Source organism: Bradyrhizobium sp. CSA207 (assembly GCF_029051685.1).
GTDB lineage: Bacteria > Pseudomonadota > Alphaproteobacteria > Rhizobiales > Xanthobacteraceae > Bradyrhizobium.
The window spans coordinates 122,681-140,092 of record NZ_JAACFT010000015.1; the positions used below are offsets into that span (position 1 = coordinate 122,681).

Below are 17,412 nucleotides of genomic sequence, written 5' to 3' on the forward strand. Positions count from 1 at the left end.
TCGGACGCTGTGGTCCAACTGATGTCGTGCATACATCATTGAAGCCGCAAGTTGTGTACCCGAAAAGCCACAGTATGCTGAAAGGTAGTGCTGGCTGCCCTATTCGCGCCGCCTGTGCAGCAAAAAGGCCGGCGCTAGGCCGGCCTTTGATCGTGAGCATTAATCAGAGGGATCTCAGTACTTCGCGATCACCGGACCACCCCAGCGATAGTTGACGCGGATGAGGCCCATGTCGACGTCCTGACGGATGCGCTCGGTCTGAACGAACGCACCGCCAAACGTGAAGTCGACGTTACGATTGCCGAGGAAAATGTGATCGTACTCGAAGCCTACAGACCAGTTCGGAGCGAAGCCGAACTCGAGGCCCGCACCGACGGTGCCGCCCCAGCGGGTTTCGCGAGTCGAGCCGAACACCGTACCGGCACCTACGAACCCTGGTGCGACGAGAAGGTCATATTTGTCGTTAACCACCGCAGCGCCGCCCTTCACGTAGAGCAACACATTGTTCCAGGCATAGCCAACCTGGCCGGTGATCAGGCCGAAAGCATCGATTCGCGTACGATCCTGCTGAACCGCTAGAGTTGGGCTGATGTTGTCTCCGCGGAAATCAGCCCAGTTGCCTTGGCCTTCGACACCGAACACCCAATTCGCGGACTGCCAGCGGTACCCGATCTGGCCACCGACTGTGCCGCCGGTCGCGTCATGGCAGCCATCGGTGACGAGAGCGCCGCCTGCGGGAGTCACGAAGTCCCAGCAGTTGCGGCTCGAGCCGCCGCCGCCGTTGATGCCGATGTAGAAGCCGCTCCAGTCATAGATGGCGGCCACCATCGGCGCCGGAGCCTTGGTGTAGGGACGCGCGGCGAGATCCGCCGCGCTTGCGGGAGCCGACAGGCCCAACGCCACTGCACCGATTGCACCAATCAAAATCTTATTCATTGCCAGTCTCCCCATTTTCGTCCGCTCCACGAAATCCCCGAAGCGGCTGATCAGGCGCGACGCCCATATGAATTAATTCCGAGGCAAGCGTAGCCTAATCGTGAGGCAGAGTCCGTTTCCGAAATGCAACAGTCGCGAACATTGGAAGCACCTCTAAGCTGGTGAATGTTAATTTGTTTTTCCTCATTTGCGGGAACCCAAAAAAGTTCCATCCGGGCCTTCGAATTTTTCGCTCCCTGGAGGAGTTATGGTGCGTGCATCCGTGCGTCAGGCCCTGAAGAACAAATCTGGAACAAAATTCAGATTGATGCTATATGTGGGGATAACCGGAGGGGACGCGGGCTGATCGGCCCTCGCGAAGCGTATAGGGTCCCCAACAGGGTGGCGGAGGAGCGCGGGCGCGCGGCCCGGCCTTTTGAAATCAGTGGCATTCGGAGTGGAGAGCGGCGATGGCGGGAAGCGTCAACAAGGTCATTCTGGTCGGAAACCTCGGCAAGGATCCGGAGATCCGGCGTACCCAGGACGGGCGGCCGATTGCGAATTTGAGCGTTGCGACCTCGGAGACCTGGCGCGACAAGGCGACCGGCGAGCGCAAGGAAAAGACCGAGTGGCACCGTGTCGTGATCTTCAATGAAGGCCTGTGCAAGGTTGCCGAACAGTACCTGAAGAAGGGCGCCAAGATTTACGTCGAGGGCGCGCTCCAGACCCGCAAATGGACCGACCAGAGCGGTGTGGAGAAGTACTCGACCGAAGTGGTGCTTCAGGGCTTCAACTCGACCCTCACGATGCTCGATGGCCGCAGCGGTGGCGGAGGCGGCAGCTTTGGCGATGAGCCGGGCAGCGATTTCGGCTCCTCTGGTCCCGTCAGCAGCGCTCCGCGCCGCCCGGTGGCCGCCGGCGGCGGGGGTGGCCGCAACAGCGATATGGACGACGATATCCCGTTCTGAGGCGAGCACCCGCGGGCGCTTCTCCCTGAATATCGCCTTGTTCGCGTAAAGCGAGAGGGAATATTACCAAAAGGCTGGTAGAGCTTGGCTTTCCCGGGCTTGGCTCATGTGGCGCCTCTGCTTTGACGGCGGGCGATGTGAATGGTATTAACTTAATGTTAATTCTATTTACATGGCTTGCCTGTTGATCGGAGGACGCGTCGCATGCGTCTCGCGCCACTGCTTGAGGCCGCTCCCGCCATCCCGCTGCATGCCTTCGCGGCCATGATCGCCTTCGGGCTTGGCCTCGTCCAGTTTGCGGCTCCCAAGGGCACGCTGCCGCATCGGACGATCGGGTGGATCTGGGTTGCGCTGATGGCGGCCGTGGCCGCATCGTCGTTCTGGATCCATCAGATCCGCCTGGTCGGGCCGTTCAGCCCGATCCACCTGTTGTCGATCTTCACATTGGTGATGCTTCCGCTGGCAGTATGGCGGGCGCACACCCACCGCGTCACCGATCATCGACGCATCATGATCCTGCTGTTCGCGGGTGCGCTGGTGGTGGCAGGCCTGTTCACGCTGGTGCCCGGGCGCATCATGCACCGGGCGATTTTCGGGGCCTGACGGACGGGTTTGCGGCGGGCGATTTCGAGCCTGTTTCCAAAGGTGGCGCGGAGCGCGTAAGTCTCTGGAAAAACAGTCGGAAAAAGCGCTTCCAATACCCTTGCAAGGGTGGTTATCAGGGGCCCGATGCGCTATATGATTCCCAGATAAATACTCACCGGATTCCCCTTTGGCTGACGACGACAAGAAGCCCGGCGACCAGCCGGCGCAACCCTCGGACATTCGCCCCGTCTCCATCTTCGAGGAGATGAAAAAGTCCTACCTCGATTACGCCATGAGCGTAATCGTGGCGCGTGCGCTGCCCGATGCCCGCGACGGACTGAAACCGGTGCACCGCCGCATCCTGTACTCGATGCACGAGCAGGGGCACACGCCGGACAAGAAGTACGTCAAGTCCGCCCGCGTGGTCGGCGACGTCATCGGTAAGTATCACCCGCACGGCGACCAGTCGATCTACGACGCGATGGTCCGCATGGCGCAGGACTTCTCGATGCGCGTGCCGCTGATCGACGGCCAGGGCAATTTCGGCTCGGTCGATGGCGATCCGCCTGCCGCGTATCGTTACACCGAAGCGCGTCTCACCCGGTCCGCGCTGGCTCTGCTGGCAGATATCGACAAGGACACCGTCGATTTCCAGCCGAACTACGATAACAACGAGACCGAGCCGTCGGTTCTTCCAGCCAAGTTCCCGAACCTTCTGGTCAACGGCGCGGGCGGCATCGCAGTCGGAATGGCCACGAACATTCCGCCGCACAATCTCGGCGAGGTCATCGATGCCTGCGTGGCGCTGATCGATAATCCCGCGCTCACCATCGACGAGCTGATCAACATCGTTCCCGGACCGGATTTTCCAACTGGCGGCGTCATTCTCGGACGCGCCGGCATCCGCGCCGGTTATCACCTCGGCCGCGGCTCGGTGATGATGCGCGGCAAGGTCACGATCGATACCATTCGCAAGGAGCGCGAGGCGCTCATCGTCACCGAAATTCCGTATCAGGTGAACAAGGCGACGATGGTGGAGCGCATCGCCGAGCTGGTCAAGGAGAAGAAGATCGAGGGCATCGCCGATCTGCGCGATGAATCCGACCGCGACGGTTTCCGCGTCGTCATCGAGCTGAAACGCGACGCCGTGCCCGACGTGGTGCTGAACCAGCTCTACAGATTCACGCCGCTGCAAACGAGCTTCGGCGTCAACATGGTTGCGCTCGACAGTGGTCGGCCGCGGATCATGAATCTGAAAGACCTGCTCGCCATCTTCGTCGACTTCCGTGAGCGGGTCGTCACGCGGCGGACCAAGTTCCTTCTGGGCAAGGCGCGCGACCGCGCGCATATCCTGGTCGGCCTGGCGATCGCTGTCGCCAATATCGACGAAATGATTCGCGTCATCCGAACCTCACCGGACCCGACCACGGCGCGCGACACCCTGATGTCGCGCGACTGGCCGGCCCGGGACGTCGAGGACATGCTGACCCTGATCGATGACCCGCGCCACCGCATCAGCGAGGACGGCACGATCCGGCTGTCGATGGAGCAGGCCAGGGCTATTCTCGATCTGCGCTTGCAGCGCCTCACAGCACTCGGCCGCGACGAGATCCGCGAAGAGCTCGACACGCTCGCCGGCGAAATTGCCGATTATCTCGACATCCTGCGCTCACGCGCTCGCGTGCTGGATATCGTCAAGACCGAGCTTGCCGAGGTGAAGGCCGAGTTCGCGACCCCGCGCCGGACCGTGATCATCGAGCAGGAGGGCGAGGTCGAGGACGAGGACCTGATCCAGCGCGAGGACATGGTCGTCACCGTGTCGCATGCCGGCTACGTCAAGCGCGTGCCGCTGTCGGCCTATCGGGCGCAGCGCCGCGGCGGCAAGGGCCGCGCCGGCATGCAGACCCGCGACGAGGATTTTGTCAGCCGCCTGTTCGTCGCCTCCACGCATACGCCGGTGCTGTTCTTCTCCTCGCGCGGCCAGGTCTACAAGGAAAAGGTCTGGCGGCTGCCGATGGCCGCGCCGAACGCGCGCGGCAAGGCGCTGATCAACATCCTGCCACTGGAGCAGGGCGAGCGCATCACCACCATCATGCCGTTGCCAGAGGATGAATCGACCTGGGGCAACCTCGACGTGATGTTCGCGACCACCGGCGGCAATGTCCGCCGCAACAAGCTGTCCGACTTCGTCGACGTCCGCCGCTCCGGCATCATCGCGATGAAGCTCGACGACAATGAAGCGATCGTCGACGTGCAGATCTGCACCGAGCGCGACGACGTGCTGCTCACCGGCGCCGGCGGCCAGTGCATCCGCTTCCCCGTCACCGACGTGCGCGTGTTCACCGGGCGCACCTCGATGGGCGTGCGCGGCATTGCGCTGGCTGAGGGCGACAAGGTGATTTCGCTGGCGATTTTGCGCCATGTAGAGACCATTTCGGACGAACGCTCGGCCTATCTGAAGATGCGCCGCGCCGTGGCCGGCGAGGCGGCGGCGGAGGAGCCTGCGGCGGATGTCGAGGCCGAGGAGACCTCGGGCAGCTTCCAGCTCGCGCAGGAACGCTATATCGAGATGTCGGCGCAGGAGCAGGTCGTGCTGACCGTCTCCGTCAACGGCTTCGGCAAGCGGACCTCGTCCTACGAGTACCGCACCACGGGCCGCGGCGGCAAAGGCATCGTCGCCATGAACGTCAACAACCGCAACGGCAATCTGGTGGCCTCATTCCCGGTCGAGGACGCCGACCAGATCATGCTGGTCACCGACAAGGGCCAGCTGATCCGCTGCCCGGTCGAAGGTATCCGCATCGCCGGCCGCTCGACGCAAGGCGTGATCGTGTTCGACACCGCCGAGGACGAGCACGTCGTCTCGGTCGAGCATATCACGGAAGAGGCCGAGAGCGGGAACGGCGCGAACGGGGAGTAATGTGTAGCCCGGATGGAGCAGAAGGTCGGCGCGAAGCGCCGACCGAGGGCATAATCCGGGACCGCATGTCGCTGAACCTTTGGAATCCCGGATTACGCTTGCGCTCCATCCAGGGTACGCACTCTAGCTAAATCTCCAGCTCCGTTCCGAACTCCACCACCTGCTTGGTCGGCACGCCGAAGAAGGCCGCGGAGCGCTCAGCATTGCGCTGGAGGAAGGCGAACAGGGTTTCGCGCCAGACCCACATGCCCGGCACGTCCTCGCGCGGGATGATGGTCTCGCGGCCGACGTAATAGGTGATGTCGGAGAGGTCGATGCCGGGCAGCTTGCCCTGCCGGCAGGTGAGTGTCAGCCCCTCATAGATGGTCGGGTTCTGCATGAAGCCGTAATGCAGGATGACGCGGGTGATGCCGGGGATGATCTCGATCACGTCGGCGCGTTCCTCGTCGGCGACATGCGGCAATTCCTCGATCAGGACGGTGACGAGGACGACGCGCTCGTGCAGGACGTGGTTGTGCTTGACGAACTGCGTCAGCGCCAGCGGCACGCCTTTCGGTGCCGAGGCGAGGAACACGGCGGTGCCGGGAAGGCGGGCGCTGCACTTGTTGATCGCAGTTTCGATCAAATCCTCCTCGGGCTGGCGCAGCTTCGCGCGCGCCGCCTCGACCAGCTTCACGCCGGCGCGCCAGGTCAGCATCAGGAAGGCGACGAGGGCCGCCAGCAGCAGCGGAAACCAGCCGCCTTCGAACAGCTTGATCGAATTGGCCGAGAAGAAGATCACGTCGATCACGAAGAAGAAGCCGTTGACCGCGACCACGAGCCACGGCGAATAGCCCCACTGGATCGCGACCAGGGCGGCCAGCAGCGTGGTGATCGCCATCAACAGCGACACCGCGATGCCGTAGGCGCCTGCAAGCGCGTCCGAGGTGCCGAAGCTCAGGACCGCGCCGAGCGTTGCGGCCGCGAGCAGCCAGTTTACCAGCGGCACGTAGATCTGGCCGATCGCGTGGCTGGTGGTGTGGCGGATCTGCATGCGCGGCAGGAAGCCGAGCTGAATCGACTGCTGCGTCAGCGAGAACACACCGGAGATGATCGCCTGCGAGGCGATCACGGTCGCCACCGCGGAGAAGGCGACCAGCGGATAGTGCAGGGCATCGGGGCAGAGCTGGAAGAACGGATTCTCGATCATCGTGGGATCGGTGATCAGCAGCGCAGCCTGGCCGAAATAGTTCAGCACCAGCGCAGGCAGGCAGACCGCGAACCAGGCGAGCCGGATCGGAAAGCGGCCGAAATGCCCCATGTCGGCATACATGGCCTCGCCGCCGGTCACCGCCAGGAATGCGGCGCCCAGGATCGCGAAGGAGACATGGAAATCCTGGTGGATCAGGAAGTCGAAGGCGTAGAGCGGGCTGAGCGCGGCCAGCACCGCGGGCGCCTTGACGATGCCGTGGATGCCGAGCGCAGCGAGCACGATGAACCAGGCCATCATCACCGGCCCGAAGATGCGGCCGATGAAGCCAGTGCCCTGCTTCTGCATCATGAACAGGCCGACCAGGATGGCGACGGTCACGGGCACAACGACGGGCGCGAGCGAGGGCGCATCCACCTTGAGGCCTTCGATGGCGCTCAGCACCGAGATTGCCGGGGTGATCGCGCCATCGCCATAGAGCAGGGCGGCGCCGACGAGGCCGACCACCAACAGGTGGGCGCGCCATGTGCCGGGCTGGCCGTGGCGGGCGTGCAGCAGCGCCAGAAGCGCGACGATGCCGCCTTCGCCGCGATTGTCCGCGCGCAGGATCAAAAGCGCATATTTCAGTGAGATGATCAGCAGCAGCGCCCAGAGGATGAGCGAGGCAACCCCCAGGACAGCTTCGGGAGCGAGGGTAATCCCATGGGCGGCCGCCTTGGCGGCTTCCTTCAGGGCGTAGAGGGGGCTGGTGCCGATATCGCCGTAGACCACCCCGAGGGCGCCCATGGTCATGGCAAGCGGCAGCGGATCAGGATGATGGCCGGAAGCGACAGCGGGCGTACTGGACAAAAGCGACCCCCCAATGGGTTCGCGCCCAACGGGCCATTCCGCCGGGCGCGAGCATCAGGCAGTCTGCGACGAGACGTCGCAAATATCCATGGGGTTCATACTGGGATGAGATGACTCGAAGCTGACAGACCCAACTACGGGGTTCGGTCGGCGCTCACGAGGCGAGCCTCGCGGACATTGGTCTTGGTGCCGGCGCGGCGCAGGCAGGAGGCCTCGAAGTTCGGCCAGGCCTGCTGCGAGCAGTCCTTGCCGATGGTGCGGATGTCGAGGCGGTCGCTCTTGGCGAGTACTTGCGGCACGCTGGCTTCGACGGTCGGAGCAAAGCCGGGCAGAAGGGTGAGGGCTGCGGCAACACACGCGGAGAGTGCGATCGCTGAAAGAGCCTTGATCATTGACGGTCCCCTGTAATGTGGCCGCTACGCCCAGTGTGCGGCCTGTCATTTGTTGGCCGGATTAGTAACCATGGCCAGTTTCCGGACGTCTTCGCGGGCGCATGAAATGGTTTCGTTCGCGCTCCCTTTGTTTCGTGGCCGCTCCCAGGACGAAACAAACCGGGGGATTCCGACATGGTCATGCGGGAAATGGGCAGAAAACCTGCCCGGCTTGCCGGGCCGGGCCGGGCGCGGTAGGAGGAAGCCATGCCGCGCATCGCCTTCTATCCGGGTTCCTTCGACCCCATCACCAACGGCCATCTGGACGTGGTCCGGCATGCCGTTCCCCTCTGCGACAGGCTGGTGGTCGCGATCGGGGTCCATCCCGGCAAGACGCCGCTGTTCTCGACCGAGGAGCGCCTGAAGATGCTCCACGACATCTGCGGGCCGCTGGCCGCCCAGGCCGGCTGCGCCTTTGAGGCCACCACCTTTGATGACCTCAGCGTCACCGCAGCGCGCAAGCACGGCGCGACCATCATGATTCGCGGTTTGCGCGACGGCACCGATCTCGACTACGAGATGCAGCTCGCCGGCATGAACGAGGCCATGGCGCCGGAGGTGCACACGGTCTTCCTGCCGGCTTCCCCCATGGTCCGCCCGATCACCGCCACACTGGTGCGCCAGATCGCAGCCATGGGCGGAGATGTTTCGACATTCGTGCCGCCGCTTGTAACAAGCCTGCTCAAGGCCAAATTCGCCGGGTAGCGGCGCGCTTCTTCATTTTACCTGATCCGGAGTTTTCATGATCCGTCGTCTCGCAATCCTTGCCACGATGTTTGCCGCGCTCCTCGGCGCGGTCCCGGCCGGCGCACAGGCCCTGCCGGCGGGTCTCGACAAGGCCAACGCCATCGTCATCGACACCACCAAGGGCCGCATCGTCATCAAGCTGCGGACCGACCTTGCGCCCCAGCACGCCGAGCGCATCAAGCAGCTCGCGCGCGAGGGTTATTACAACAACGTGCCGTTTCACCGCGTGATGGACGGCTTCATGGCGCAGACCGGCGACGGCCAGAACTTCAACGGCACCGGCGGCTCGAAATACCCGAACCTGAAGCAGGAGTTCTCCAAGGTGCATTTCGCACGCGGCATCGTCGGCATGGCCCGGCGCGGCGACAGCGTCGATACCGCCAACTCGCAGTTCTTCATCATGTTCGCCGACGGCGGCAGCCTCGACAATCAATACACCGTGGTCGGCGAAGTCGTGCAGGGCATGGACGTCGTCGACAAGCTGAAGAAGGCTCCTCCCGGTTCGAGCGGCGGCACCGTCACCGATCCCGACAAGATGGTGAAGGTGCAGGTCGCCTCCGACATCAAATAGGAGAGGCGATGGCGCGCTCCGGCGACAAGCTGCTGGTAGCTGCCGCGGCGCTTCTGCTCGGCACCTCCGGCGCGGCCGCCGAGGACGCGCGGGTCAATACCATCCAGGAGATATTCCAGCATCTGCGCACCTGCTGGAAGCCGCCCGCGGTGGCCAAGGCTCGCCCCATCGACATCACCGTCGTCGTGAGCTTCAACCGGGACGGAAACATTCTGGGCCATCCGAGGATTAGTTATGAATCCGCTGAGGCCTCCGACGATGACCGGCTGCAATACCGGATCGCGGTGATGGAGGCATTGCAACGCTGCACGCCGATGCCATTTACCGATGCGATGGCCGGCGCCGCTGCGGGGCGTCCATTCGCGATCCAGTTTCGCAACCGGAAGAGTTCACCCCCAACCCAAGAGAGACGAGCATGAGCGCCACCGAAAACACCCTGATCCTCGAAACCACGCAGGGCCCCGTCACCATCGAGATGCGGCCCGACCTCGCTCCCGGCCACGTTGCTCGCATCAAGGAGCTCGTGCGCGAAGGCTTCTACGACGGCATCGTGTTCCACCGTGTCATCGAGGGCTTCATGGCGCAGACCGGCTGCCCGCACGGCACCGGCACCGGCGGCTCGGGCAAGAAGCTGAAGGCCGAGTTCAACAAGGAGCCGCATGTGCGCGGCGTCACCTCGATGGCCCGTGCGGCGAGTCCCGACTCCGCCGACAGCCAGTTCTTCATCGTGTTCGACGACGCCCGCTTCCTCGACAACCAGTACACCGTGTGGGGCAAGGTGACCGAGGGCATGGAGAACGTCGACAAGATCAAGCGCGGCGAGCCAGTGCAGAACCCTGACAAGATCGTCAAGGCACGGATGGCGGCGGACGCGGCGTAGCCGCTCAATCCTCATCCTGAGGAGCGCGGAACGCGCGTCTCGAAGGATGAAGGCCCCCGCTGCTGCAGTTCGGCCTTCATGGTTCGAGACGGCGCTACGCGCCTCCTCACCATGAGGGGCCGGCTGTATTGCGCCAGGCATCAACCATGCGCACCGATCTCTTCGAATTCGATCTGCCCGCCGAGCGCATCGCCCTGCGCCCTGCAAGCCCGCGCGACTCCGCAAAGATGCTGGTCGTGGAGAACGGCGTGCTGCGCGATCAGGCCATCTCGGACCTGCCGCAATGGCTCAAGCCGGGTGACCAGCTCGTCGTCAACGACACCAAGGTGATCGCGGCGCAGCTCAAGGGCCGCCGCATCGGCCGCGAGACCGAGCCGAAGATCGAGGCCACGCTGATCAAGCGCCTTGATGGTTCGCGCTGGCAGGCGTTGGTGAAGCCCGCCAAAAAACTTCTTGCCGGCGACCGCATCCGCTTCGGCAATGAAGGCAAGGTCTGCCTGCTCGGCCATCTCGACGCCGAGGTCGAGGCCAAGGGCGCGGAAGGCGAGGTGACGCTGTCGTTCTCGTTCCACGGCTCGGCGCTCGACCAGGCGATATCAGATATCGGCAGCCCGCCGCTGCCGCCCTACATCGCCTCGAAGCGCGCGCCTGACGATCAGGATCTTGCGGACTACCAGACGATGTTCGCGGCGAATGAAGGCGCTGTTGCCGCGCCGACTGCAGGCCTGCATTTCACGCCTGCATTGGAGCAGACACTGCGCGACCGCGGGGTGGGCATCAACCGCGTCACGCTGCATGTCGGGGCAGGAACGTTCCTTCCGGTGAAGGCGGACGACACCGAAGGCCACAAGATGCATGCCGAATGGGGGACGATCTCGGCGGAGACGGCGGAGCGGCTGAACGCCGGGCGAAAGAACGGCGGCCGCATCGTCGCCGTCGGCACCACGTCGCTGCGGGTTCTGGAAAGCGCCGCCACCGAGGACGGCACCATCCAGCCCTTCGCGGCCGAGACGTCGATCTTCATCACCCCCGGCTATCGCTTCCGTGCCGTCGATATCCTGATGACCAATTTCCACCTGCCGAAGTCGACGCTGTTCATGCTGGTGTCGGCGTTCTCCGGGCTGGAGACGATTAAGCAGGCCTATGCGCACGCGATCGCAAACGGCTACCGGTTCTATTCGTACGGCGATGCGTGCTTGTTGTTTCGGGCGGAGCAGTAGGGTGGGCAAAGGCGCATCGCGCCGTGCCCACCATCAAGTTCATGGAAAGTGAAGGTGGGCACGCTTCGCTTTGCCCACCCTACGATACCCGCTACGCCATCACCCGCTGCGGCAGCAGCTCGGCGATCTGCACAGCGTTCAGCGCCGCGCCCTTGAGCAGCTGATCCGCCGCCACGAACATCGAGATCGAATGCCCGCTAGGGTCGCTGAGGTCCTTGCGGATGCGGCCGACCATGACGTCGTCCTGGCCCGAGGCGTCGATCGGCATCGGGAAGTAATTCTTCGCGCGGTCGTCAACCACCTTCACGCCGGGTGCCCGGGCCATGATGGCGCGGACCTGGTCCTCGGTGATCTCCTTCTCGCATTCGAAGGTAATGGCCTCGCAATGGGCGCGCAGCACGGGCACGCGGACGCAGGTGACGCCTATGGCGATCTTGTCGTCCTCGAAGATCTTGCGGGTCTCGTTGATGACCTTGGTCTCTTCGTCGTTGTAGCCGGTCTCGGGATCGACCGCGGTGTTGTGGTTGAAGAGGTTGAAGGCGTAGGGGTGCGGCATCACCTTGGGCGTGTAGACCTGCCCGTTGAGATTGGCGCGGGTGGACTCGACAAGCTCGTCCATTGCGGCGGCGCCGGCGCCGCTCGCGGCCTGATAGGTCGAGATGATCACGCGCTTGATGCGGTTGTTCTGGTGGATCGGCCAGAGCGGCACCAGCGCGGTGATCGCGGCGCAGTTCGGGTTGGCGATGATGCCCTTGTGGTCGCGGATGCGGTTCGCGTTGATCTCGGGGATCACCAGCGGCACGTTCGGATCCATCCGGAAGGCGGAGGAGTTGTCGACCACGACCGCTCCGGCCTTGACCGCGATCGGCGCGTACTTCTTCGAAATGGCGCCGCCGGCGGAGAACAGCGCGATGTCGACGCCGTCGAAGGCGCGCTCGCTGAGCTCCTCGATGACCACGTCCTTGCCCCGGAATGACACCGTCTTGCCGGCCGAGCGGGCGCTGGCCAGCGCCCTGAGCTTGCCGACGCGAAAGCCGCGCTTGTCCATGGTGGCGATGAATTCGGCGCCTACTGCACCGGTGACGCCGACAATCGCGACGACGGGATCGTTACTCACATTCTCCTCCATTCAAGTTGAGCATGATCTTGTCGGAAAACCGGATTCCGCTTTTCCGGATCATGCTGTGAGCTGAAGACAACAAAAAAGCCCCGGACCATCGTGGGCGGGGCTTCGGTAAAGCTGATGCGTTTTAGTCGACGACTACGCGCGCACGCCTCCCCGGGCCCCGAAGGCCGTGGCGGTTTTGGTCGTGCATTTGGTGGTCGCGAACATGGCGGCGACTTATGCGGGAGAGTCTTGCGACCGTCAATGGCTTTTCGGCGGGATTGTGGCCGAGGGCGCCACCCCGATGCTACTTTGCCCGGGCGCCCGGCGGCTCGAGGATGACCTCCTTGAGGTCGTCGCCGCTGATGACGACGATCGCGAAGTTGAGCCGTCCGCGTTCGCGCACCAGACCGCCGCTGATCGCCTTGCCGGATGCCGCTTGCTCGGCGACGCGCACCGCATCCGCGAGGCGATGCCTGATGGCACCGAGCGCCGCGAGATTGCTGCGATCGTCCAGATCGAGCTCGGTCAGGGGGAGGGCGGCTTCCCCGCCGACGAGCTCGCCGGTCGAAGCATTGATGGTGTGGCGCCAGATCCGATCATTGTGCAGGGTCTTCACCCTGTAGACCGGCACACCGGCGCCGCCGTCGAAACTCACATCCGCTGTGGTGGCGCCAGCGTGCCGCGCCTCGGCAATGGCCATGGCCTGGCGCAGCGAGACCGACGAGCTGCGGAAGCGTTCGATCTCGCGGCTCACGGTCTGGCGGTCGGCCTCGGCATCACCATCTGTGTGGCTGTGGAGAGTGGTGGGGCTGGCGTCGGCGGTACCGATCGCACGCGCCGGTGCTGCGATCAGCAGCCCCGACAGGGCGATCGCAAGCAGCCTCCAGGAGCGTGATCGTGCCGCCTTCATGCTCGAGATCTCTGGCATTGTTCAAAAACCTTGACCGGCTGATGACGATCGCAAAGAAGTCGCGGCCGACCATGGGCAGCGGCCGGCCGCGGATCGTCGCAACGGGCTGAACCCGTCGCGGCGATCAAAGTCTGAAAGGCGGTCCGGACCGCTTTTGGGGCTGGTGAAAAAGGGCCCGGACCTGCTTGTAACAAAACCATACCGTATCGTTTTATTTCGGTCAACGGCGCAACCGTGAGCCCCGTGGGGGATAGATCGCGAGCTCACGGAATTGTCAGCGGGTGGGGCGGCGCCGCCGCGCACCTTTGGCGGCATCCTGGACGCGGTCCGCAGGCCCGAGCGCACCGGCCAGGAACAGCCTGATTGCCGCGCGCATCCGCTTTTCGGCGGATTTGATTTCCGTCGGCATTCCAAACGTCGCCATGCGGTGGGTGTGGCCGACGACGACGTCGAGAAACACTTCGGCTGCAATGGTGGTGTCCTCGACGTCGAGGGCGCCTTGCGCCATCAGATGATCGAAGAAGCGCGCGGTCGTGGCGACGGCCTTGAGCCAGCCTTCTTCCTTGCCGAGCTTGGCGATGTCGGGAAAATTGATGGCCTGTGACGTCATCATGCGGCTGAAGGCCATGGCGTCGGGCCCGCAGGTGAAGGTCAGCATCTCCCGCCCGATCTCCACCAGGCGCTGCTCGGCCGAGATGTTGGACGAACTGCCGAGCTGCATCTCGGCGGCCGCGGACAGCGGCGCAAGCCAGCGCTCGATCTCGCGCCTGAGCACGGCGGCAAACAATCCGCGCTTGTCGCCATAACGGGCATATACCGTAGGCTTGCTCACCCGGGCCGCTTCAGCGACCGCATCGAGCGAGGTCGCGTCGAAACCGCGATCCAGGAAGAGGCGGGTGGCAACCTCGATCAGCCGCTGATCACGCTCGATCGCGGCGCTTTTGGTCGGCCGGCCGCCGCGAGATTTCGGCACTTCGCGCCGCGGCGCCGCGGGCCTTGTCCTGGTCGCGGTCAATCCCATGCCCGATGATTCCTGCGCGTTCCCAACACTCGTCATTGCTCTATAACGCGCGGCAGCCGGGGCGTCATGGCGAATCTGGCCGAATTGGCCATATCGCCCCGGCGCCATCTCAAGGTAGCGTCGAAGTCCAGGCCTGGCCGGCTGCGGCCTTCTCGTAGCCGTACTGATACAGCGCCCGCATGTAGGTGGTATCGAACCCTTCCGAGGCCGGCGCAGGATAGTCGCGCGCGATGTAGGAGAGGTGGAAGCCCAGCTGGTTGCGCTTGGCGAAATCGTAGGTCGAGAAGATGATGGATCGCGTCTGCGACTGCGTGATCGAGGACAGGCTGCGTGAGGCGACGTCGATCGTGCCGTTTGCGACGAGCTCGAAGTTGCGCTCGATCTTCTTGTTGACCAGGATGTAGATGTCCATCTTCGCGTTGCCGGGCAGACGCCCCTGGAACAGCAGGGCTTCCGGCAGCGTCAGCACCGGGGCCGTCACGCCGCCGTCGACATGCATCTCCTGAAATCTGTGTCCCTGGCCTTCAGCCTCGATCAGGATCGGCGGAAACACCAGCGGAATGCTGGCGGAGGCCGCCATCACGTCGCGGAACAGCTTGAGCGCTTCGGGCGTGCCGACCGCCGCGATCTTGCCCATGTCCCAGATCGCGGTCCGCTGGGTGTCGAGATCGGTGGTGACCACCAACAGCCTCCGGCCCTTGGCATATTCGCGCGCGACCTGCGCCAGGATCTCCGGCCCGACATAGCGTGCCACCAGCTCGCGCAGCCGCGTATTGCCGAACAGGCCGGATCCGAACAACACCCGTATGATGCTGGGATCATTCAGCAGGGTCTCGGCGATGCCGCTGGTGTAGACGTCCTTCAGCGTGTCGTCGTATTGCGGCCCGAGAAACGCAAAGGGCGCGATCAGGCCGCCGGTGCTCACGCCCGAGACGACCGAGAAGGTCGGTCGCGTGCCTGTCGCGGTCCAGCCGTTCAGCACGCCAACACCGTAAGCGCCATCGGCTCCGCCGCCGGAGAGCGCCAGATAGCTCCTGGTCACGGGGAAGTTGAATTTCGTGATGGGCTCGTCGGTGTAGCGCCTCAACCCGTCGATATCGAGCACGCGCGAACTGCCGGCATCGGCCGCGGTGTAGGGCGTCCGCGGCAGTGACGTGCAGGCGCCAAGCGCGAGGCTGCACGCGAGCACGGCGGATCCGAGCAGGCGAAGGCCGGTTCTCCTCATCCGGGCGGGGAAGAGGATCGTTTCAATCTGGACGCAAGGGGAAGGCATTCGCCGTCAATCACCGTCTACGCTACGCCGCCGGCGTTTCCGGCATTCCCCCATCCTGGCCCCGCTGATAGAACTATACGGTATCGTTTTGTTTAACAAGCGGTCCTGCGCTGCGCCCGCGCGGTTCAATTGTGTCCGGCCTGGGGCGGGTCGGACCGCCGCGGCTCAAGAACTGGGCGGTTGATCGGCCTCTCCCGACACGCAATAAGCACCGCCATGAGTCTTCCCGCTGACAGTCTTCCCAATCATTTCGAGCTGCTCGCCACCAATGGCGCCGCGCGCACCGGGCGCCTGACCACGCCGCACGGCGTGGTGCGGACGCCCGCCTTCATGCCGGTCGGCACCGCCGGCGCGATGAAGGGCATGCACTGGCGCGAGGTGCGCGAGGCCGGCACGGACATCGTGCTCGGCAACACCTATCATTTGATGCTGCGTCCCGGCGCCGAGCGGATCGAGGCGCTCGGCGGCTTGCAGAAATTCACCGGCTGGAACGGGCCGATGCTCACGGACTCCGGCGGCTTTCAGGTGATGTCGTTATCGGACCTGCGCAAGGTCAGCGAGCATGCCGTGACCTTCCGCTCGCATATCGACGGCGCCAAGGTCGAGCTGTCGCCGGAGCGCTCGATCGAGGTGCAGCGTTTCCTCGGCTCCGACATCGCCATGCAGATGGACGAATGCGTGCGGCTGCCGGCCGGGCATGATGACATCGAGCGCGCGATGCGGCTGTCGCTGCGTTGGGCCGAACGCAGCAAGCGCGCGTTCGAGACCGCGCCCGCGGGCTACATGCTGTTCGGCATCGTGCAGGGCGGCGACGTGCCGCAGCTTCGTCATGCCAGCGCCCAGGGCCTCGTCGAGATCGGCTTCCACGGCTATGCCATCGGCGGCCTCGCCGTCGGCGAACCGCAGGCCGTGATGTTGGCGATGATCGACGAGGCCGCGCCAGCACTGCCGTCCGACCGGCCGCGCTACCTGATGGGCGTCGGCACGCCAGATGACATCCTCGAAGCGGTGAAGCGCGGCATCGACATGTTCGATTGCGTAATGCCGACGCGCAATGGCCGGCATGGCGTTGCCTTCACCCGGTTCGGCCAGGTCAACCTGCGCAATGCGCGGCATGCCGACGATCCGCGTCCCCTCGACGACGAGAGCGCATGGCCCTCGACGCGTAACTGTGCGCGCGCGTACCTGCACCATCTGGTCAAGGCCGGCGAAACGCTGGGCGCGATGCTGCTGTCCGAGATCAATATCGCTTACTACCAGTTCCTGATGCAGGGTATCGGGGACGCGATCGCACACGGAAAGTTCGAGGAGTTCTATCAGCGCACGCGCGAAGACTGGGCGAGCGGCGACATCGCCCCGCGCTAGACATGATCCGGAAAGGTGTGGAGCGGTTTTCCCTCGCAACAAACGCGGAGCGCGTTTGCGCGGAGATCATGCTCACACCGTACAAGTTCAGTTGCAGAGGAAGCGCTGCTTGACGGCGTGCTTGGTCACAAAGCCGTAGCCGCAGGTGTCGCAAGTCCAGAGATAGCTGATCACGTGGTCGGAAACGTACGCAGAGGCTTCGGCTGCGACCATGGAGTCGGCGCAGACGGGACACGTGGGCAACTCGCTGCAACGCGGATCGCGGCTCGGTGCGATGGTCGACAACACTTCAGCGACAGCTGACATCGTGGTGACCTCACTGCTTTAAGACGTAAGTCTAACATAAGCAGAATCAGTTGACGAGGTCGCAACACAAATGCGTCGATTTCTGATAATTACAGCTCACGCGATTTTGCGATGCAGCGTATTTAACATGTGCCGCATTGCTGCTTGCGTGTCG

At 64.0% G+C, this 17,412-nt stretch carries 17 protein-coding genes; 9 read left to right on the top strand and 8 right to left on the bottom strand.

Going from position 1 to position 17,412, the window contains the following annotated elements; translation table 11 throughout:
• Positions 1–174: 174 nt before the first annotated feature.
• A complete protein-coding gene (locus tag GWG65_RS18675) occupies positions 175–936 on the bottom strand; it encodes an outer membrane beta-barrel protein (RefSeq protein WP_275197005.1) in 762 nt (253 codons plus the stop codon).
• 449 nt (positions 937–1,385) lie between these two features.
• On the opposite strand from GWG65_RS18675, the gene GWG65_RS18680 reads away from it, so the two are divergent.
• The 3 genes from GWG65_RS18680 to gyrA all read left to right on the top strand — a co-directional run bounded on the left by GWG65_RS18680 (position 1,386) and on the right by gyrA (position 5,388).
• Complete coding sequence (locus GWG65_RS18680; protein WP_275197006.1) at positions 1,386–1,883, top strand: single-stranded DNA-binding protein; 498 nt, start codon at positions 1,386–1,388, stop codon at positions 1,881–1,883.
• A 204-nt stretch (positions 1,884–2,087) separates the two neighbouring features.
• Entirely contained in the window at positions 2,088–2,486 is a 399-nt protein-coding gene (locus GWG65_RS18685; RefSeq protein WP_275197007.1) for a DUF2306 domain-containing protein, read from the top strand.
• A gap of 169 nt (positions 2,487–2,655) precedes the next feature.
• Positions 2,656–5,388, top strand: coding sequence for a DNA gyrase subunit A (gene gyrA, locus GWG65_RS18690; RefSeq protein WP_275197008.1), 2,733 nt, complete (start codon positions 2,656–2,658; stop codon positions 5,386–5,388).
• A gap of 127 nt (positions 5,389–5,515) precedes the next feature.
• On the opposite strand, the gene GWG65_RS18695 is transcribed toward gyrA, so the two are convergent.
• Positions 5,516–7,369 (bottom strand): KUP/HAK/KT family potassium transporter, encoded by a 1,854-nt coding sequence (locus tag GWG65_RS18695; protein WP_275197076.1) that lies wholly within the window; start codon positions 7,367–7,369, stop codon positions 5,516–5,518.
• Between the two features lie 191 nt (positions 7,370–7,560).
• Positions 7,561–7,818, bottom strand: coding sequence for a hypothetical protein (locus GWG65_RS18700; protein ID WP_247388016.1), 258 nt, complete (start codon positions 7,816–7,818; stop codon positions 7,561–7,563).
• 246 nt (positions 7,819–8,064) lie between these two features.
• Between GWG65_RS18700 and coaD the strand changes: the two genes are divergently transcribed.
• The 5 genes from coaD (at position 8,065) to queA (ending at position 11,275) form a co-directional block, all read left to right on the top strand.
• Positions 8,065–8,562, top strand: coding sequence for a pantetheine-phosphate adenylyltransferase (gene coaD, locus GWG65_RS18705; protein ID WP_275197009.1), 498 nt, complete (start codon positions 8,065–8,067; stop codon positions 8,560–8,562).
• A gap of 37 nt (positions 8,563–8,599) precedes the next feature.
• Positions 8,600–9,175: a peptidylprolyl isomerase gene (locus GWG65_RS18710; protein ID WP_275197010.1), complete on the top strand. Its 576-nt coding sequence runs from the start codon at positions 8,600–8,602 to the stop codon at positions 9,173–9,175.
• A gap of 8 nt (positions 9,176–9,183) precedes the next feature.
• Positions 9,184–9,594: a hypothetical protein gene (locus GWG65_RS18715; protein WP_275197011.1), complete on the top strand. Its 411-nt coding sequence runs from the start codon at positions 9,184–9,186 to the stop codon at positions 9,592–9,594.
• Positions 9,591–10,055, top strand: a complete 465-nt coding sequence (locus GWG65_RS18720; RefSeq protein WP_275197012.1) for a peptidylprolyl isomerase — start codon at positions 9,591–9,593, stop codon at positions 10,053–10,055. Before GWG65_RS18715 ends, GWG65_RS18720 begins: the two co-directional genes overlap by 4 nt.
• A 146-nt stretch (positions 10,056–10,201) precedes the next feature.
• Positions 10,202–11,275: a tRNA preQ1(34) S-adenosylmethionine ribosyltransferase-isomerase QueA gene (gene queA, locus GWG65_RS18725; protein ID WP_275197013.1), complete on the top strand. Its 1,074-nt coding sequence runs from the start codon at positions 10,202–10,204 to the stop codon at positions 11,273–11,275.
• A gap of 91 nt (positions 11,276–11,366) precedes the next feature.
• Here the strand turns inward: queA and GWG65_RS18730 are convergent, their stop codons facing one another.
• From GWG65_RS18730 to GWG65_RS18745, 4 genes are all read right to left on the bottom strand, one after another.
• Positions 11,367–12,404: an aspartate-semialdehyde dehydrogenase gene (locus GWG65_RS18730; protein WP_275197014.1), complete on the bottom strand. Its 1,038-nt coding sequence runs from the start codon at positions 12,402–12,404 to the stop codon at positions 11,367–11,369.
• A gap of 283 nt (positions 12,405–12,687) precedes the next feature.
• Positions 12,688–13,293 carry a PepSY domain-containing protein gene (locus GWG65_RS18735; RefSeq protein ID WP_275197015.1) on the bottom strand — a complete coding sequence of 202 codons (606 nt, stop codon included), beginning with the start codon at positions 13,291–13,293 and terminating at the stop codon, positions 12,688–12,690.
• A 274-nt stretch (positions 13,294–13,567) separates the two neighbouring features.
• The gene (locus GWG65_RS18740) at positions 13,568–14,314 is read right to left on the bottom strand and encodes a TetR/AcrR family transcriptional regulator (protein WP_275197016.1); all 747 of its coding nucleotides are present in this window, start codon (positions 14,312–14,314) and stop codon (positions 13,568–13,570) included.
• Positions 14,315–14,423: 109 nt separating this feature from the next.
• A complete protein-coding gene (locus GWG65_RS18745) occupies positions 14,424–15,539 on the bottom strand; it encodes a patatin-like phospholipase family protein (RefSeq protein ID WP_342760655.1) in 1,116 nt (371 codons plus the stop codon).
• A 264-nt stretch (positions 15,540–15,803) separates the two neighbouring features.
• Between GWG65_RS18745 and tgt the strand changes: the two genes are divergently transcribed.
• Positions 15,804–16,952, top strand: coding sequence for a tRNA guanosine(34) transglycosylase Tgt (tgt, locus tag GWG65_RS18750; protein WP_275197017.1), 1,149 nt, complete (start codon positions 15,804–15,806; stop codon positions 16,950–16,952).
• Positions 16,953–17,039: 87 nt separating this feature from the next.
• Here the strand turns inward: tgt and GWG65_RS18755 are convergent, their stop codons facing one another.
• Positions 17,040–17,258 (bottom strand): hypothetical protein, encoded by a 219-nt coding sequence (locus GWG65_RS18755; RefSeq protein WP_148739682.1) that lies wholly within the window; start codon positions 17,256–17,258, stop codon positions 17,040–17,042.
• Positions 17,259–17,412 lie beyond the last annotated feature (154 nt).

Bases quoted from the DNA above. Each gene is read 5' to 3' on its own strand.
- GWG65_RS18675 (WP_275197005.1), bottom strand. From the start codon at position 936: ATGAATAAGATTTTGATTGGTGCAATCGGTGCAGTGGCGTTGGGCCTG.
- GWG65_RS18680 (WP_275197006.1), top strand. From the start codon at position 1,386: ATGGCGGGAAGCGTCAACAAGGTCATTCTGGTCGGAAACCTCGGCAAG.
- GWG65_RS18685 (WP_275197007.1), top strand. From the start codon at position 2,088: ATGCGTCTCGCGCCACTGCTTGAGGCCGCTCCCGCCATCCCGCTGCAT.
- GWG65_RS18695 (WP_275197076.1), bottom strand. From the start codon at position 7,369: ATGACCATGGGCGCCCTCGGGGTGGTCTACGGCGATATCGGCACCAGC.
- GWG65_RS18700 (WP_247388016.1), bottom strand. From the start codon at position 7,818: ATGATCAAGGCTCTTTCAGCGATCGCACTCTCCGCGTGTGTTGCCGCA.
- coaD (WP_275197009.1), top strand. From the start codon at position 8,065: ATGCCGCGCATCGCCTTCTATCCGGGTTCCTTCGACCCCATCACCAAC.
- GWG65_RS18710 (WP_275197010.1), top strand. From the start codon at position 8,600: ATGATCCGTCGTCTCGCAATCCTTGCCACGATGTTTGCCGCGCTCCTC.
- GWG65_RS18715 (WP_275197011.1), top strand. From the start codon at position 9,184: ATGGCGCGCTCCGGCGACAAGCTGCTGGTAGCTGCCGCGGCGCTTCTG.
- GWG65_RS18720 (WP_275197012.1), top strand. From the start codon at position 9,591: ATGAGCGCCACCGAAAACACCCTGATCCTCGAAACCACGCAGGGCCCC.
- queA (WP_275197013.1), top strand. From the start codon at position 10,202: ATGCGCACCGATCTCTTCGAATTCGATCTGCCCGCCGAGCGCATCGCC.
- GWG65_RS18730 (WP_275197014.1), bottom strand. From the start codon at position 12,404: ATGGAGGAGAATGTGAGTAACGATCCCGTCGTCGCGATTGTCGGCGTC.
- GWG65_RS18735 (WP_275197015.1), bottom strand. From the start codon at position 13,293: ATGAAGGCGGCACGATCACGCTCCTGGAGGCTGCTTGCGATCGCCCTG.
- GWG65_RS18740 (WP_275197016.1), bottom strand. From the start codon at position 14,314: ATGGGATTGACCGCGACCAGGACAAGGCCCGCGGCGCCGCGGCGCGAA.
- GWG65_RS18745 (WP_342760655.1), bottom strand. From the start codon at position 15,539: ATGAGGAGAACCGGCCTTCGCCTGCTCGGATCCGCCGTGCTCGCGTGC.
- tgt (WP_275197017.1), top strand. From the start codon at position 15,804: ATGAGTCTTCCCGCTGACAGTCTTCCCAATCATTTCGAGCTGCTCGCC.
- GWG65_RS18755 (WP_148739682.1), bottom strand. From the start codon at position 17,258: ATGTCAGCTGTCGCTGAAGTGTTGTCGACCATCGCACCGAGCCGCGAT.